This window comes from Candidatus Glassbacteria bacterium (assembly GCA_019456185.1).
In the GTDB taxonomy this organism is placed as follows: Bacteria; Gemmatimonadota; Glassbacteria; order GWA2-58-10; family GWA2-58-10; genus JAJRTS01.
Map to the genome: position 1 here is coordinate 106,277 of VRUH01000002.1, position 15,372 is coordinate 121,648.

The 15,372-nt window shown below is 59.2% G+C and carries 14 protein-coding genes; 1 reads left to right on the forward strand and 13 read right to left on the reverse strand.

What is annotated here, in order from left to right:
* Positions 1-70 precede the first annotated feature (70 nt).
* The 13 genes from ptsP to kdsB all read right to left on the reverse strand — a co-directional run bounded on the left by ptsP (position 71) and on the right by kdsB (position 13,484).
* Complete coding sequence (gene ptsP / locus FVQ81_01510; GenBank protein MBW7995249.1) at positions 71-1,885, reverse strand: phosphoenolpyruvate--protein phosphotransferase; 1,815 nt, start codon at positions 1,883-1,885, stop codon at positions 71-73.
* Complete coding sequence (locus FVQ81_01515; GenBank protein MBW7995250.1) at positions 1,886-2,173, reverse strand: HPr family phosphocarrier protein; 288 nt, start codon at positions 2,171-2,173, stop codon at positions 1,886-1,888.
* Between the two features lie 85 nt (positions 2,174-2,258).
* On the reverse strand, positions 2,259-3,227 hold the full coding sequence (hprK, locus tag FVQ81_01520) for an HPr(Ser) kinase/phosphatase (GenBank protein MBW7995251.1): 969 nt from the start codon (positions 3,225-3,227) through the stop codon (positions 2,259-2,261).
* A gap of 118 nt (positions 3,228-3,345) precedes the next feature.
* Entirely contained in the window at positions 3,346-3,780 is a 435-nt protein-coding gene (gene raiA / locus FVQ81_01525) for a ribosome-associated translation inhibitor RaiA (GenBank protein ID MBW7995252.1), read from the reverse strand.
* 288 nt (positions 3,781-4,068) lie between these two features.
* Positions 4,069-5,613, reverse strand: a complete 1,545-nt coding sequence (gene rpoN, locus FVQ81_01530; GenBank protein ID MBW7995253.1) for an RNA polymerase factor sigma-54 — start codon at positions 5,611-5,613, stop codon at positions 4,069-4,071.
* 50 nt (positions 5,614-5,663) lie between these two features.
* Positions 5,664-6,440: an LPS export ABC transporter ATP-binding protein gene (lptB, locus tag FVQ81_01535; GenBank protein ID MBW7995254.1), complete on the reverse strand. Its 777-nt coding sequence runs from the start codon at positions 6,438-6,440 to the stop codon at positions 5,664-5,666.
* A gap of 96 nt (positions 6,441-6,536) precedes the next feature.
* A complete protein-coding gene (locus tag FVQ81_01540; protein MBW7995255.1) occupies positions 6,537-7,835 on the reverse strand; it encodes a hypothetical protein in 1,299 nt (432 codons plus the stop codon).
* On the reverse strand, positions 7,813-8,394 hold the full coding sequence (gene lptC / locus FVQ81_01545; protein MBW7995256.1) for an LPS export ABC transporter periplasmic protein LptC: 582 nt from the start codon (positions 8,392-8,394) through the stop codon (positions 7,813-7,815). Before lptC ends, FVQ81_01540 begins: the two co-directional genes overlap by 23 nt.
* A 20-nt stretch (positions 8,395-8,414) precedes the next feature.
* Positions 8,415-9,368 (reverse strand): KpsF/GutQ family sugar-phosphate isomerase, encoded by a 954-nt coding sequence (locus tag FVQ81_01550; GenBank protein MBW7995257.1) that lies wholly within the window; start codon positions 9,366-9,368, stop codon positions 8,415-8,417.
* A gap of 50 nt (positions 9,369-9,418) precedes the next feature.
* A complete protein-coding gene (locus FVQ81_01555) occupies positions 9,419-10,000 on the reverse strand; it encodes an HAD hydrolase family protein (GenBank protein MBW7995258.1) in 582 nt (193 codons plus the stop codon).
* Complete coding sequence (gene kdsA, locus FVQ81_01560; protein MBW7995259.1) at positions 9,963-10,850, reverse strand: 3-deoxy-8-phosphooctulonate synthase; 888 nt, start codon at positions 10,848-10,850, stop codon at positions 9,963-9,965. The genes FVQ81_01555 and kdsA overlap by 38 nt, the downstream gene beginning before the upstream one ends.
* Positions 10,828-12,459 carry a CTP synthase gene (locus FVQ81_01565; GenBank protein ID MBW7995260.1) on the reverse strand — a complete coding sequence of 544 codons (1,632 nt, stop codon included), beginning with the start codon at positions 12,457-12,459 and terminating at the stop codon, positions 10,828-10,830. The genes kdsA and FVQ81_01565 overlap by 23 nt, the downstream gene beginning before the upstream one ends.
* Positions 12,460-12,599: 140 nt before the next feature.
* On the reverse strand, positions 12,600-13,484 hold the full coding sequence (gene kdsB, locus FVQ81_01570; protein MBW7995261.1) for a 3-deoxy-manno-octulosonate cytidylyltransferase: 885 nt from the start codon (positions 13,482-13,484) through the stop codon (positions 12,600-12,602).
* A gap of 41 nt (positions 13,485-13,525) precedes the next feature.
* Between kdsB and ispH the strand changes: the two genes are divergently transcribed.
* Entirely contained in the window at positions 13,526-15,259 is a 1,734-nt protein-coding gene (gene ispH, locus FVQ81_01575; GenBank protein ID MBW7995262.1) for a 4-hydroxy-3-methylbut-2-enyl diphosphate reductase, read from the forward strand.
* Positions 15,260-15,372 lie beyond the last annotated feature (113 nt).

Sequence of the window (15,372 nt, forward strand, 5' to 3'; positions counted from 1 at the left end):
GGTACGAGGTTCCGGAACCGGACCGGGCAAGCCGCTCTTTATTTCCACAACAACGCGCGCTGCCGGGGTGTCAGTCGCCGAATCTCTCCGTAACTCCCTCACCGAGTTCCTCGATCCGCTGGCTCAGGTAGTTTTTGATCCTGCCCACGCTGTTCATGCTCAGCACCCTGTCTGCGATATCCCGCGCCTGCTCGCAACTGATCGAGCGGATGACTTTCTTGATTACGGGGATCGCCGCCGGACTGGTCGAGAGTTCATCGACTCCGAGACCGACAAGCAGCAGGGCCGAATCTGGATTACCGGCCATCTCCCCGCAGACTCCGACCCACTTATTACTTCTTTTGGCGGCCTTGATCACTTTATCGATCAGCCTGATGACCGCAGGGTTCAGTGGCTGGTAGAGATGGGCGACGCGCTCATTGCCCCGGTCGGCAGCCATTACGTACTGGATCAGGTCGTTGGTCCCGATTGAGACGAAATCGACAAAGTGGAGAAAATCATCGATCATCAGCGCGGCGGAGGGCACCTCGATCATACTGCCGATTTCCACCCGCCTGGCTATTTTCTCACCCTCATCCTCCAGTTCCCGGCGCACCTTGCGGATAAAGGCCATCGATTTTTTCAATTCCTCGATAGCAGAGACAAGCGGCAGCAGGATCCTGACATCGCCGTGCGGCGTGGCGCGCAGGATCGCCCGCAACTGGGTGCGGAAGATATCCTTGCGCTGGAGGCAGATCCTGATCGCCCGGTTGCCGAGAAACGGATTCGGGTCAGGAGAGGATTGGATTTGGGTGGAAAACTTGTCCGCCCCCAAGTCGAGCGTCCGGATTATCACCGAATCGGGAGACAGGCGGCGGGCAACCAGTGAATAAGCCTCATACTGCTCCTGCTCGCTGGGCAGGTCAGGGCGGGTAAGGTAGAGGAATTCCGTGCGGAACAATCCCACACCCTTGGCGCCGTGGCTGATAACCGAATCGATTTCACTGGGGAATTCGATATTGGCCGAGAGTTCCACCAGAGTACCGTCCACCGTGCGAGCCGGCAAATCCTTAAGTTCGGCCAGCCGGTTTTCTATCTTACGGTATTCGGTGGCGCGTTGATAGAATATTTCTGACTGCCGCCTGGTGGGCCTGATAATCACCCTGCCGCTGTAGCCGTCAACTATCACCTGGTCGCCCGTGGTGACCTGACTGCTGATATCGCCCAGCCCAACCACGGCTGGTATTTCCAGAGAGCGGCTGAGAATGGCCGTATGGCTGGTGGTGCCGCCGACATCGGTGGCGCAGCCCAGCACCATCTTAGGGTCAAGCTGGGCGGTTTGCGACGGGGTCAGGTCGTGGGCCACCAGCACCGTCGGTTCGGTCAGTTTGATCGTGGAAATATCGCCGAGCCCCATCAGATTAGACAGCACTCGCCGTTCCACATCGCGGATATCGTCGGCACGGGCACTCAGATAGGAATCACTGCCCAGATCGGCCAGCACTTTGGCGAACCGGTCCACAGTCATTGCATAGGCCTGCTCGGCGCAGATTTTCTGTTCGCGGATCAGGGTGGTGGTCTGCTCGACAACCGTCACGTCGTCGACCATCATCAGGTGGGCATCGAAAATACTTGCGGTTTTGTCTTCCAGTTTGCTGCGTAGCCTGTCCCGCAGTTCCCCGCATTGCTGACGGGTCAGGTTCAGGGCGTCCTGGAATCTCTGTATCTCGTCTGCAATCTGGCCCGCACTCAACTTGCGCAGCGGGATATTCATAACCCCGTGGCCGATAACGGCCACTTTTCCCATCACCAGCCCCGGAGAGGCGACCAGCCCGGTCAGAATCAGTTGGCCTTTCCTTTTCCTCCCGGAGCCCTTGGCCTTTTTCCCGGATGCGGGCCTGGGCATTTATTCCTGCTCCTCGCCGTCTTCATCGAACTTGTTCTTGAACAGTTCGACCACAGCCCGCGACGCTTCCTGGGCATCCTCACCCGCGACCGAGACCATCAGGGCAGTTCCCTGCTCGGCCGCCAGCATCATGACTCCGAGGATACTCTTGGCGTTGACTTCCATGTCATTTTTCTTGAGGTATATGTCACTCTTGAACTTACTGGTGGTTTGAACCAGCAGTGCGGCCGGCCTGGCGTGAAGGCCGAGCTTGTTCAGGATCGTCACCTCTGTCCGGAGCTGTGGCATTTTCCAGTGGTCTTTTGCGGATTCCAAATTTTATGTCACGTTCCTCACCGGTTGAATCAAATTTATAACTCCGCAAATTATAAGGTCATTCCGAAACTTCGTCAATATAATCGACCGGCTGCATTTGTTCAAGCAATCTGCGGTTGAACTCCTGGGCAGAATTATAGCCCTTGAGTTTGAGCAGATGGTTCGTGGCAATAACTTCGCTGATCACCGTAATATTCTTTCCCGGCACCAGCGGAACACGTACCAGCGGAAGTTCGACAGCCAGGATTTCGGTGGTGTTGTCCGATAGACCCGTGCGGTCGATATCCGCTCTGTCGTCCCAGTGGACAAGCTCTACAACCACCTCGATCCGCTTGCGCTTACGGACGGCCCTGATACCGAACAGCCGGAACACGTCGATAATCCCCAGGCCGCGGATTTCCATGTGGTGGCCCACCTTATCGTTGGCGATACCGACAAGCGTCTCGTCGCCCTCGCGGATAATGTGAACGACATCGTCGCACACCAGACGGTGACCGCGCTCGACCAGGTCCAGCACGCATTCGCTCTTGCCGATCCCGCTGGGACCGGTGTAGAGCAGACCCACTCCGTAAACATCGGCCAGCGAGCCGTGAAGGTACTCGTGGGGCGCAAAATGCGTTTCGAGAAAGGTGCTGAAGCGTCGGGTGAATTCCTGCGTACCCAGGCTCGTGCCCAGCACCGGACGGCCATGACGCTCTGCCACCTCCAGCAGAACCGGTGGAGGTTTCAGTCCCTTGGTAACGAAAATGCACGGGATTTCGAACCCGCACATCCTGTCCAGGAACTTTTTAAGCTCGGGGCGTTTCAGGCTCTGCATGTACACTACTTCCGTCTCTCCCATCACCTGCGTTCTGTCCCAGGCGAATCTCTTTGAAAACCCGGCCAGGATCAACCCGGGCCGGCTGACCTCGGCGTTGATTATCAGGCTTTCGAGAGTTTTCTCGCCGGTCAGCAGGTTCAGCTTGAACCGCTCGCGATATTCGCGGTAGATCGTGGCGACCTTCAGCTTTTTTTCTTTCTGTTCCATAGGCTTGCCGCAGTCCCCGGCCCGTTACGGGCATCTTGCGCAAAGCCGCCTCTCCCGAGGGTTACGGAAGACGCGGCTCTGCAAATATCTGTTGAATTTTCGGTACAACTCCTGTTCGTCAGGTTCCGGTTCTTTCTTCCTGCTGATCAAGCTCTTCATCGGGATCAAACGTCAAGACCGGCTGGCCGACTTCTTCCTCAACGGCTTCATCCCGTCTCTCCTCGGCGATCAGCTTTCCGCTCAGGATCGCTTCCTCTTGAGTAAGTGACTTGCGGCGTATCCTGCTTTTTTTCTTCGACAGCTGCCGGTCCAATTTATCAACACAGGAATCGAAAGCCGCCCGGAGATTGGCGCCGTCACCCTTGGCGAACAGGGTGACTCCGGTAATGTGGAGGCTGATTTCGACAAAGTTGTCCCGGCCTTCCTCGCTCATCAGCACCTGGGCATCGACAATTTTCTGGTAACGGTATTCCAGGCCCTGAAGCTTGCTTTCGATATAGCTTCTCAGACTGTCGCTGATTCCCGCATTCTTCCTGGTGATATTAATCTGCATCAAATCCCCCCTTCAGGATTCACGAAAACCTCTCCTAAACTCCGCCTCACTGTAGTCACCTGCCACCCGTCCACGTGCAGTTCACCCAGATTGCAGTCACCTCGACAATGTATTTTTATCGATCGGCCTCCCGGGAAGTGTTGTGATTGATGCTCGGCAAGATATGCCATCTGAAGATAAGGATAACAAATTTAACAACCGGCTAATTAAACATAGCCCAAATTCAGTCCGATGTCCACCGCGGGGAGTGGAAAAATGACCGGTCCCCGTTGATCTGTAACAGAAAGATTAGACGCGTTTGCGCATCCTGGCCGGCAGAATACCCATCTGATCGCGATACTTGGCCACCGTGCGCCTGGCGATCCTGATCCCCTCCTCCTTGAGACGGGCGACAATTTCCTGGTCGGTGAGCGGTTTAGAAGTGTCTTCGCCCTCGATCATCTTGGAGATATCATTCTTGATCCCCCGTGCAGAAACGTCCTCACCGCTTTCGCTGGCCAGTCCGACACTGAAGAAAAACTTAAGCTGGAACACGCCCCTGGGGGTCTGGCAGTATTTGTCGTTGGTCACCCGGCTGATCGTGGATTCATGCATGTCGATCGCCTCGGACACCTCGCGAAGGGTCAGCGGCTTGAGGTGGCTGATACCGTGCTCGAAAAAGTTGTGCTGCTTATCCACGATGTAGTTCATGACCTTGAGCATGGTCTGCTTGCGTTGCTCGATAGCCTGAATCAGCCAGTTGGCGCTGTTGAGCTTTTTGTAGATGAAATCCTTGGTGTCGCCCTTGAACTGTTTCTTGTCCCGGGCGATTTCCCTGTAGGCGCGGCTGAGCCTGAGGCGGGGCAGGTTGAAGTCGTTGATGTAAACGATATAGTCGCCCTCGACTTTCTCCACAACCATATCGGGCACCACGTAATTATCGTCACGGCTCTCGCTGATCAACCTGCCCGGTTTTGGCTCCAGTTGGGCGATCTGATCGGCGGCGTCCTGAATTTCCTTGAGTCCGAGGCCGATGGATTTGGCGATATCCTGCCAGTGCCGCTTGGAGAGCTCATCGAAAAACTCATCCACCAGACGGTAAACCAGCTCATCCTCCCTGCCCTTGTCGCGCAACTGGATCAGCAGGCACTCACGCAGGTCGCGGGCGCCGATTCCGACCGGATCAAGGGTCTTGATCCGCTCCAGCACCTCGAGCACATCATCCTCGGCGGCGCGCAGCCGGAAGGCGATTTCGCTGACCGAACTCTGCAGATAGCCGTTGTCGTCGATATCGCCGATAATTTCCTCGCCGATCCGGCGCTGCCCGTCGTCAAGTTTCAGCAGGATCAACTGTTCGATAAGGTGTTTGTAAAGGGAGCTGCCGCTGGCGGGAGCTTTTTCGTGGAATTCGCGGTCGTCAACTTCCTGGGCGTAATTATCGTAGTCCAGGTTGTCGTTCTCCTTAAGGATTTCGTCCCAGTCGATATCGCCAGTGTCCCCGGAGGTCAGGTCGCCTTCGTCCGGTTCCCCCTCGATCAGCGGATCGACTGCCTCGTCAGAAGGGTCGCTATCATCCGCGTCTGAATCCTGATCGTCCCCGCTATCCTCGCTATCCCCGATTTCGTCTTCCTGCGGGGCTTCCTCCTCGTCCTCGTCCTCGTCCTCGTCGGTGGTCTCCACTCCCTCTTCGGCCTCTTCGGCCATTTCCAGGAACGGGTTGATCATCAGCTCCTGCTTAAGATGCACCTGAAGGTCCAGCATGGGCATCTGCAGCAGGTCCATCGCCTGGTAGAGGCGGGGATTAATCTGCAGTTCCTGACGGAACTGCAGTTCCATTCTGACGTGTAGCGCCATCAGTTATTCCGCGGCTGAATTACCGGCTGAGACCCGGGGCGGCACCGCCCTCACATCCTGAAATCCTGGCCCAGGTAAAGTCTCCGGGCTGTCTCGTCGTTGATCAGGGTATCCGCATCCCCGCTGAGGTGGATCCGGCCCTCGAACATGATATAGGCTCTGTCGGTTATCTTCAACGTTTCACGGACATTGTGGTCGGTGATCAGGATCCCGATTCCGCGCTGTTTGAGCCGGCTGATTATTTCCTGTATATCATCGACCGCAATCGGGTCCACACCCGCGAACGGCTCGTCGAGCAAAATGAACCGCGGCTGGGTTATCAGCGCCCGGGTAATTTCCAGACGCCTGCGCTCACCTCCCGAGAGACTGTAGGCCCTGCTCTTGCGTACCGTCTGCAGGCCCAGCTCGTCGAGCAGCTCTTCCAGCCGCTCCAGTCGTTCGGCGCGCCTGAGCTTGCGGGTTTCCAGGATCGCCAGCAGGTTCTCCTCGACCGTGAGCTTACGGAAAACCGACGGTTCCTGGGGCAGGTAGCCGATCCCCATTTCGGCCCTGCGGTACATCGGCAGGCCGGTCAGCTTCCTGTCGCCGAAAAATATCTCGCCGGCCTCCGGCCTGATCAAACCGACAATCATGTAGAAAGTGGTCGTCTTGCCCGCACCGTTGGGTCCCAGCAATCCCACCACCTCGCCCCGGCCGACTTCGAGATCAACCTGATCCACCACCCTGCGCTTCTTGTAGACCTTGACCAGTCCTTTTGTATAGAGATGCGGATCAGACTGCCGTCCGCTCTCCGTATCGACAGTTTGCGAACTCGCGCTTAAAGCCATCTTCGCTGCTCCAGTCACCACAACCTCGGCCAATCCCAACAAGATTCGTGCCAGTTGCTTTTTAATTATACCGGGTTGCGGGCGGATGTCAATGATTTAACGGGGAGAAACGCTGTCAGGTTGCACAGAAAAGCCAGCAGAGTCAGGGATGGCAGTTATTACACCACCAGTGTCCGGAGGAAGATAAACGCCTCGCCCGCCGCCGCCCACCTCGACCACCTGCAAAAGAGTATTCTCGAAAACGAGCAGGATCATACCGCCCTGAACGTAGTTTACGCCGCTTTCCGCGCTTTCCTGGTAGTAGCTGCGCGACGAGCCGGTGGCGTAAATACTGTCCAGCGCGCCGCCGCTGAAAAAAAGCCGCAGGCTGTCGCCCTCGATCCAGCTTACGTACTTCTCACCCTCCCGGGCACCTGTCGAACCGTTTGCTCCGGACCAGAACTCCCCGCGGCCATCGCCGGTGGCCTCGATCCGCTCCAGTTCACGATCCTTCGAGATCACGTCCAATTCCGCGGCGCTCAAACTGTAATCCGGGTGCTCGAGCACAGGAGGACCGCCGCGGAAATAACTTATGTCCGAGGTGCGGTCGTGGAACAGACTGTCGGCGGTCACGGTCAGGCTGTCCTGCCAGAGACGCACCCGGCCGGAGGAGACAAGGCTGTCGGAACCGTAACTGGTGACCACATCGCCGGTGAGGTTGTACGCGTCCTCGCGCAGGCTGTCGTCGTCCGCGTAGTAGGTCAGCACGGGACGGCCGCGGAGGACGAGCAGTTGATCGCCGCTGCGGTAGATGGCGCTGGTGGCCGCGGCACTCGATCCGCTTTCGTCGTTGGTGAAGCGGACGTCGCCCTCGGCGCGCAGAACCTCGGAGCCGTAATCGTACTCCATCTGCTCGCTGCGCAGCTCCCTGGTGCTGTCGGCGGCGAAAGCGTCGCCCGTTACCCGGAACAGGTCCCTGTCGCGCCAGTACTCGCCCTGGAGCCCGCTGCCGCGGATGTCCCGAGATGACCATTGCAGGCCACCGAGTGCCCGGTAATAACCCCGCTCCAGGTGATAATAGAGCGTGTCGCAGGCCAGGACCCGCTCATCGCCGGAAACGCCCACGGACCCGGTGCATTGAAAATACCCGGCGTCCGGATAGTAAATCAACCGGTCGCAGGTAATAGTTGTCGCCTCGTGGGTAATCAGCACGTCGCCGTGCAGGAGGTATGTCCGGGCGCCGGTGGAATCCCTGCGCTGGAGAAACTGATCGGCGCGGCGGATTTTGAACGGGACGGAATCGGTGGAGTCCTGTTGCGCCGCCAGCGGAGATACGGCAAGCAGGAATAACAGGACCGGCAGCCGGCAGGCCGTCAGACTGGCTGATCTGCGCTCAGAACCGGTGGCCGAGCACATTGATATCTCCGGTCGGATTTTTCAGATCTATTTCCTCGAAGCCAACATCGGCGTTAAATCCATCGCCGCTGACCTCCCCGCGCGGCCCCCGAACAACCACGCTGCTGTCGCCGTGGATCCGGTTGTCTCTTTTGATCCAGACCAGGTGTTCGGTGTGCAGCGTCCTGCTGCTGTCGGCGCTGATCACCACCACCGAATCCATCGCTTCCATATCACCCGTATCGGTATGGATAATCCCCCGGCGGGAAGTCAGCACGGATCGCACCCGGCCACCGTCGGTATAAAACAGCACGGTCAGGTCCCTGGCTTTAAGCACCTGCTGTTCGCCGAATTTTTCGGCAGTCGAGGCGCGGGCCAGGCCCCGGAGAATCCCGTTGTCGGTCAGCGTCATCTCGAACCCGTCGAATATCTGGTCGGCTACCTCGGCGCTCTCCTGCGGCTGCTCGTTCACCTGCCCCTGCTCCAACTGCGACCAGCCGCATCCGGAAAACCGGGCGCTAGCGGCGGCCAGCAGAATCAGCGCGCAGCAGGACAATAATTTTCGAGGGATCGATTTCATGGCCGAAATCCGCTGGGTGTTCAGATTATCCTGGCCCGCATCAGGTCGTGGAGATGGACCATGCCGACCACTCCGCCGGACTCGTCGACAACCGGCATTGAGATTATCGAGTGACTTTCCATCTTCTCCACAGCCTCCACACACAGGTTATCCGGGTGAATGAATTTGGGGCTGGTGTTCATTACCTCGGCTACCGGAATCCCGATAAAGTCGGCGCTGCGGGCGAGCAGCCGCTTGAAATCCCCGTCGGTGACCACGCCGGCCAGACTGCCGTCACTTTCAATCACCGCGCAGATCCCGCGCTTGGCCACCAGTTCCAGCAGCGCGTCTTTCATCCCGGCATCCGACCCTACCTTACCGATGTCTTCGCCGGTAACCATCACTTCACGCACCCGCAGCAGGAGTTGACGGCCCAATGCGCCCGCCGGGTGCAACCGGGCGAAATCCTCGGGTTTGAAATCCCGTCGCACCAGCAGAGACACCGCCAGCGCGTCGCCCATCACCATCGCCGCCGTGCTGCTGGCCGTGGGCGCCAGATCGTGGGGACAGGCTTCCTGGGCCACGCCGGCGTCCAGGACCACGTCCGAGAGCGATGACAGCATGCTGTCCCGCTTGCCAGTAAGTGCGATCACCTTGATTCCCAGCCGCTTGCAATGGTGCAGCATCTGCTCCAGCTCGGTGCTCTCACCGCTCTTGCTGATCGCCAGGAACGTATCATCCCTGCTGACCAGGCCTATATCGCCGTGCATGAAATCTACCGGGTGGACAAAAATTGCGGGCGTACCGGTGGAGGTAAGCGTGGCGGCAATCTTGCGGCCCACAATTCCGCTCTTGCCGACTCCGGAGACTATCACGCGTCCGGCGGTGGAGCAGATCAGCTCCACGGCCTCGGGGAACGAGTTGTCGAGACGGCCGAGCAGCCCGTCCACCGCATCCCGCTCGATTCCGATCACACGACGGGCCTGCTCCAGAATCGACTTCCGGCTGGTGTCCCGGCAACCGTTTTCGTTTCCCTGCTTCGCGCTCAATGGTCCCCCAGGTAATTTTGCACTGCTTGGACATAGAGTCTCCTGGCTTTGAGAACCAGGGTAATCAGCTCCCGCACGGCACCCTCGCCGCCGGGCCTGACGGGAACCCAGACCGCCGCCGCCAGCACCTCGGGGATCGCGTTGGGCACGGCCACGGGCAGCCCCACCAGCTTCATCAGCGGCAGGTCGATCATGTCATCGCCGATAAAGCTGATTCTAGCCATCGCTACGCCATGCTTGGCACTTATCTCCTTCATGGCCGCCGCCTTGTCGATACAGCTCAGCCGCATCTCGTCGATCGGAAAACGCTCCATGCGGATCCGGGCCGCGGGAAGGTTGCGGCCGCTGAGCACGACAAGTTTTACACCCACGTAGCGGCAAAGGTTCAGCGCAACACCGTCCTGGACGCTGAAACACAGCAGTTGCTCGCCGTTATCAAGCTGCCAGGTATGCCCGTCGGTCAGTACCCCGTCGATATCCATGGCAATGATTTCAACCTTGGCGGCCTTTTCCACAACCTCCGGCGGCGCATCCGGCTCGTTATTCAATTCCGGCAGATCGAATATTTTCCCTGACATAGTCTCCCAGTTCCACCAGTTCAGGTATCAGTTCGTTCGCCTGCTCGATACTCAGGCTCGTGCAGGGGTCGCTGGCCGCGTTGGGCGGGTCGGGGTGGACCTCCAGAAACAGGCCGTCCACTCCGGCGGCCACGGCCGCTCGGGCCAGCAGGGGTACATGCGCTCGGTTTCCTCCGGAAATCCGGCCCGCTCCGCCCGGCTGCTGCACGCTGTGGGTGGCGTCGAATACGACCGGGCAGCCGCTGGGACGCATGCCCCGCAGCGAGCGGTAATCCACCACCAGGTCTCCGTAGCCGAAAAACGTGCCGCGTTCGGTGAGCAGCACTCCGCCCTCACCGGTCCCACGCGCTTTCTCCGCCGCCCGGCATGCCTGCTCCGGCGACATGAACTGTCCTTTCTTGATATTGACGATTCTGCCCGTGGCAGCCGCGGTTTCGATCAGCTCCGTCTGGCGAGACAGGAAAGCGGGTATCTGCAGGATATCCACCACCTCCGAGGCCGGAGCGGCATGCGGTGTTTCATGGATGTCCGTGCACAGCGGCAGGGAGAATTTCTCGCCCACCTCGCGCAGAATCGCCAGACCCTTGTCCAGGCCGGGGCCGCGCGGGCTGTCGCCAGAACTGCGGTTGGCCTTGAGATAGCTGGCCTTGAAGATAAAAAAAACACCGAGCCTCGCGGCCAGCTCAGCCAGCGCCCCGGCACTGCGAAACATCACCTCCCTGCTCTCGACCACGCAGGGTCCGGCGATAAGAAAAAGCCGCTCGCCGCCTCCCAGGCGACCACCGGCCAATCGGACTACTTCGCTGGAGAACAGGTCGGAATTACGGTCATTCTTGCTTTCGTTTCTCATTGTTTTCCTTGGCCGCACGGATAAAATCGCGGAACAGAGGATGCGAGCGCATCGGCCTGCTCTTGAGTTCCGGGTGGAACTGGCAGCCGATAAACCACGGGTGGTTCTTGAGCTCGATTATCTCGACCAGCTGTCCGTTTGGGCTCAGTCCGCTGAAGATCATCCCTTTTTTGCTCAAAACCTGGCGGTATGCGTTGTTGATCTCGTAGCGGTGGCGATGGCGCTCGCTGATCAGCATTTCGTCGTAGATCTGCTGGACCTTAGTTCCCTCGGTAAGCTCGCAGGGATACGCCCCGAGCCGCATCGTACCGCCCTTTTCGGTAACTTCTGCCTGGTCCGGCATCAGGCTGATCACCTGATGCGGCGAGGAGGAATCGAATTCGCACGAGGTGGCCTGTTCGACATCGCAGACATTACGGGCGAATTCGACAATCGCGCACTGAAGCCCCAGACAGATCCCGAACATCGGCACCTTATTCAGCCGAGCGTAGCGGATTGTCTCCAGCTTGCCCTCGATCCCGCGGCTGCCGAATCCTCCCGGCACCAGGATCCCGTCGTACCGGCTCAGCTTGCGCTTGGCGGTGTAGCGGCTGATCCCCTCCGTGTCCACCCAAATCAGTTCCACCTGCACGTCGTTGGCCACCCCGGCGTGGACAAACGCCTCGATAATCGATTTATACGCGTCGACCAGGCTGACATACTTGCCGCAGACCGCGATTTCGATTTTCTTTTTCCCGTTGACCGCTTGGGCCACCATCTTTTTCCAGCGGCCCAGCCTTGGGCGCCTGGTGTCCAACTGGAGGTGCTCGACCGCCAGATCATCGAGCCCCTGGCTGTTGAGCATCAGCGGGACTTCGTAGATCGACTTCACATCGCGCGCCTCGAAAACCGCCCGCTGGGATACGTTACAGAACAGGGCGATTTTCTGCTTGATCTCGGTGCTGAGCGTGCGGCTGGTCCGGCAGACCAGCACGTCGGGCTGGATCCCGATCTCGCGCAGGGCTTTTACGCTGTGCTGGGTCGGCTTGGTCTTCAGTTCTCCGCTGGAGTCCAGGTACGGGACCATGGTCACATGGATGTAGAGCACGTTGCTGCGGCCCAGGTCCAGGCCGAACTGACGGATCGCCTCCAGGAACGGCAGCGACTCGATATCGCCCACGGTCCCGCCGATCTCGCTGATCACCACGTCCACCTTGCGCTTGAGCGTAAGCCGCACCAGGCTGGCCTTGATCTCGTCGGTGACATGCGGGATTACCTGGACAGTAGCGCCGAGGTAGTCTCCGCGGCGCTCCTTGGAGATGATCGTGTTATAGATCCGGCCCGTGGTGACATTGTTGTCCTGGGAAAGGGACTCGTCCAGGAAACGCTCGTAGTGGCCCAGATCGAGGTCAGTCTCGGCGCCGTCGTCGGTGACATACACCTCGCCGTGCTGAAGCGGGTTCATCGTGCCCGGGTCGACATTAAGGTAGGGATCGAACTTCATGATCGTTACACTCAGGCCCCGGCTCTTGAGCAGCATCCCCAGGGCGCTGGAGGTTATCCCCTTACCCAGGGAACTGACCACGCCGCCGGTGACGAAAATGTACTTGACTCCCTCGGTGTGCTTCAGCTGATCGCGCCTGACTTCGGCATACCTGCTCAAAACCGTGCCCCTTCCGAGATGGTCCCGGTGTAACGATTTGCTTTTTTCGTAGAATTTAAAAAATATAATCCCTGCCGCCTGCGATTGCAATCCTTAAGCCCGCGTTTTCAATCGAGACCGAGTTCCCTCATGGTCCGTTCCACCTCGGCCACGTCCCGGGGCAGATCGACAGCTATCGAGGCGGTAGCCTCGATTTGCGCAGCGTAGAATTCCGTGCCCGCATGGATCGAACGGAGCTGCTCCAGACCCTCGCTGGCCTCGATCAGCGCTACCGGCAGCGAGACCTGCTTCAGCAGCGCCTCGCGCCGCCAGACATACAGCCCGAGATGAATCCACCAGGGGTGTTCCCCGCCCGTGCCCACATTTTTCAGCAGGCCCCCGTCGCGGCAAAACGGCGCCTGCCCCCTGCTGAATGTTATCACTCTCCCGCCCGCGCCCATCACGACCTTTACCGCGTTCGGATCGTCAATTTCCCCGACGGTCCGGGCCGGACGGACCAGGGTGGTGCAGCCGGCCGATGGCGTGGCGTGGATCAACTCCACGGCCAGGTCAATCGGTTCAGGTTCGAGCAGGGGCTCATCACCCTGGATATTGAGCACTAGCGGAAACCCGGGCAGCTCACGGGCGACAATGGCTATCCGGTCGGTGCCGGTGGGCGTGTCAGCCGGGGTCATCACCACTTCGCCGCCGAACTCCCGCACGCAACCGGCGATCCGCTCATCGTCAGTGGCGACCACGATCTGATCGAGAGTGGCGCACCTGGCGGCCTGGCGCCAGACTCGCTCGATCATCGGCCTGCCGGCAATCATCGCCAGCGCTTTGCCCGGAAAGCGGCTCGAGGCCCAGCGGGCCGGAATAACTCCGAGAACTTTATCTTTTTGAGGTGGCAACGTTTTCTCCCGTGTGCTCCTGGTTGACTTAACGGCTTGATCAGGGTAAATATACTTCCCGGCACGACCGGCCGTAAACTCTGATAACAGAATAACCACTATCCGGGCCGGCGGACAAGATTTATCAGCCTGAAAGGTTGCAGATGAAAGTCATCCTCGCACAAACAGCCGGTTTCTGCAAGGGAGTCCGGCGGGCGATGGCCCGGGTGCTGGAGCAGAGCGACCAGGCGGCCGGCGGGCCTATTTTCACCGATGGTCCGCTGATCCACAATCCCCAGACTATCGAAATCCTGAAGCGCCGGGGCGTGCGGATCATGGACGAGGAAAACCACCCGTCGGAGGGAGAGACGATTTTCATCCGGACCCACGGGGTAACTCCCGAGCGGCGTGAGGAGATCAAGCGGATGGGCGGGCCGGTGTGCGACGCCACCTGCCCGGACGTGGCACGGATCCAGGGCCTGGTCCGCCGTCACCACAGGGCCGGAGAGATGGTGGTGATTGTAGGCGACCGCAAGCACGCGGAAGTGGTCGGGCTGGCCGGGTACGCAAAGGGTGAGGGCCACGTGCTCAATACGGTGAAGGAGGTCGCCGCTCTTCCCGAGGCCACCAGCGTATGCGTGGTGGCTCAGTCCACCCTGACCCGGGAAATTTACAAGCAGGTGACCGACGCGGTCAGGGAACGGTTCGGGAATGTGGAAGTGCTGGACACGATCTGTCCCAGCACACACCGCCGCCAGGACGAACTGCGGGAACTGGCCGCCGATGCGGATGCCGTTGTCGTTGTCGGCGGCAAAAACAGCGCGAACACGAGACACCTGGTTCAGATCAGCGAGGGAGTGAGAACGCCCACGTTCCACGTTGAAACAGCAGATGAACTTGAGGAAACCAGTCTCAGACGGTTCCGGACCGTGGCCGTAACCGCCGGCGCCAGCACTCCGAACTGGATTCTGATGCAGGTCGTCGAACGCCTTCGAGAAATAGAGCCCGAGAACGCAAGCGGCGCCTGGCGCCGGCTGAGACGGACGCTCCGGTTCATGGTACGCTCCAACCTCTATGTGGCCTTTGGCAGCGCGATGCTGTGCTATGCCAATGCGCGGCTGATGGGGATCAGTCTCGGCTGGCTGCCGTATGCAATCTCGTTCTGTTATATCCTGAGCGTGCACCTGATCAGCAGGTTCACCGTCAGCGGCGATGTCGTCCTGGAGAATCTGACAGCACCCATGCCCGGCTCCCGACTGAATAAATTGCTGCTCTGGCTTTCAATTGTAAGCGCCGCCGCCGCCCTGATACTGGCGGGAACGCAGGGAGCGGCCCCGTTCTTGATCATGTTCCTGCTGATCGGCCTGGGCATGATTTACCGGATCGACATCCCGGGAAAGCTGCTGGCAATCGGTGCTCGAAAGTTGTCTCTGCGGCTGATCCCGGCAAGCAAGGACCTGTTCATGGCCCTGGGGTGGTCGGTGGTGACAGTTATGTTTCCGTTTTACCTCAAGGGTCTGCCTCTGCTAACGCCCGCGTTCGCCCTGATTTTTATTTCAACATTCCTGCTGGTAACAGTCCGCTCCCTGCTGTTCGATCTTCGCGATATCCAGGGGGACCTGATCGTGGGCAGGGAGACCCTGCCGACCTTGATCGGCACGAAAAGGACATCGGCCCTGCTTTACTCGCTGACAACCCTCCAGGCGATCGTGATCGCCGCCGGAACGGTTGCCGGCTGGCTGAGTGGGTTCGGCTGGGTGATGCTTGCTGTGAGCGTTTACATTTTCTGCTACCTGCAACTCTTTCACCGCCGCACGCTCCAGGGAGAGATCCCTGTCGAGGTCACAGGCGACAGCCAGTTCGTGCTGGCGGGCGTCCTGGCGCTGCTTTTCAGTTGATTCGCCCCCGCTATTCCCTACTCCACCACTTGACTTTATCCTGTCGCAATCCTCATCTTTAGTTAGAGAATAGTATTGCATTGCCGCATTTTACCGCCGCGGTTTCCCACCAT

Coding starts and splice junctions, on each gene's coding strand:
- kdsA (MBW7995259.1), bottom strand. CDS start 10,850: ATGAGAAACGAAAGCAAGAATGACCGTAATTCCGACCTGTTCTCCAGC.
- FVQ81_01540 (MBW7995255.1), bottom strand. CDS start 7,835: ATGTGCTCGGCCACCGGTTCTGAGCGCAGATCAGCCAGTCTGACGGCC.
- ptsP (MBW7995249.1), bottom strand. CDS start 1,885: ATGCCCAGGCCCGCATCCGGGAAAAAGGCCAAGGGCTCCGGGAGGAAA.
- lptC (MBW7995256.1), bottom strand. CDS start 8,394: ATGAAATCGATCCCTCGAAAATTATTGTCCTGCTGCGCGCTGATTCTG.
- FVQ81_01515 (MBW7995250.1), bottom strand. CDS start 2,173: ATGCCACAGCTCCGGACAGAGGTGACGATCCTGAACAAGCTCGGCCTT.
- ispH (MBW7995262.1), top strand. CDS start 13,526: ATGAAAGTCATCCTCGCACAAACAGCCGGTTTCTGCAAGGGAGTCCGG.
- lptB (MBW7995254.1), bottom strand. CDS start 6,440: ATGGCTTTAAGCGCGAGTTCGCAAACTGTCGATACGGAGAGCGGACGG.
- raiA (MBW7995252.1), bottom strand. CDS start 3,780: ATGCAGATTAATATCACCAGGAAGAATGCGGGAATCAGCGACAGTCTG.
- hprK (MBW7995251.1), bottom strand. CDS start 3,227: ATGGAACAGAAAGAAAAAAAGCTGAAGGTCGCCACGATCTACCGCGAA.
- FVQ81_01555 (MBW7995258.1), bottom strand. CDS start 10,000: ATGTCAGGGAAAATATTCGATCTGCCGGAATTGAATAACGAGCCGGAT.
- rpoN (MBW7995253.1), bottom strand. CDS start 5,613: ATGGCGCTACACGTCAGAATGGAACTGCAGTTCCGTCAGGAACTGCAG.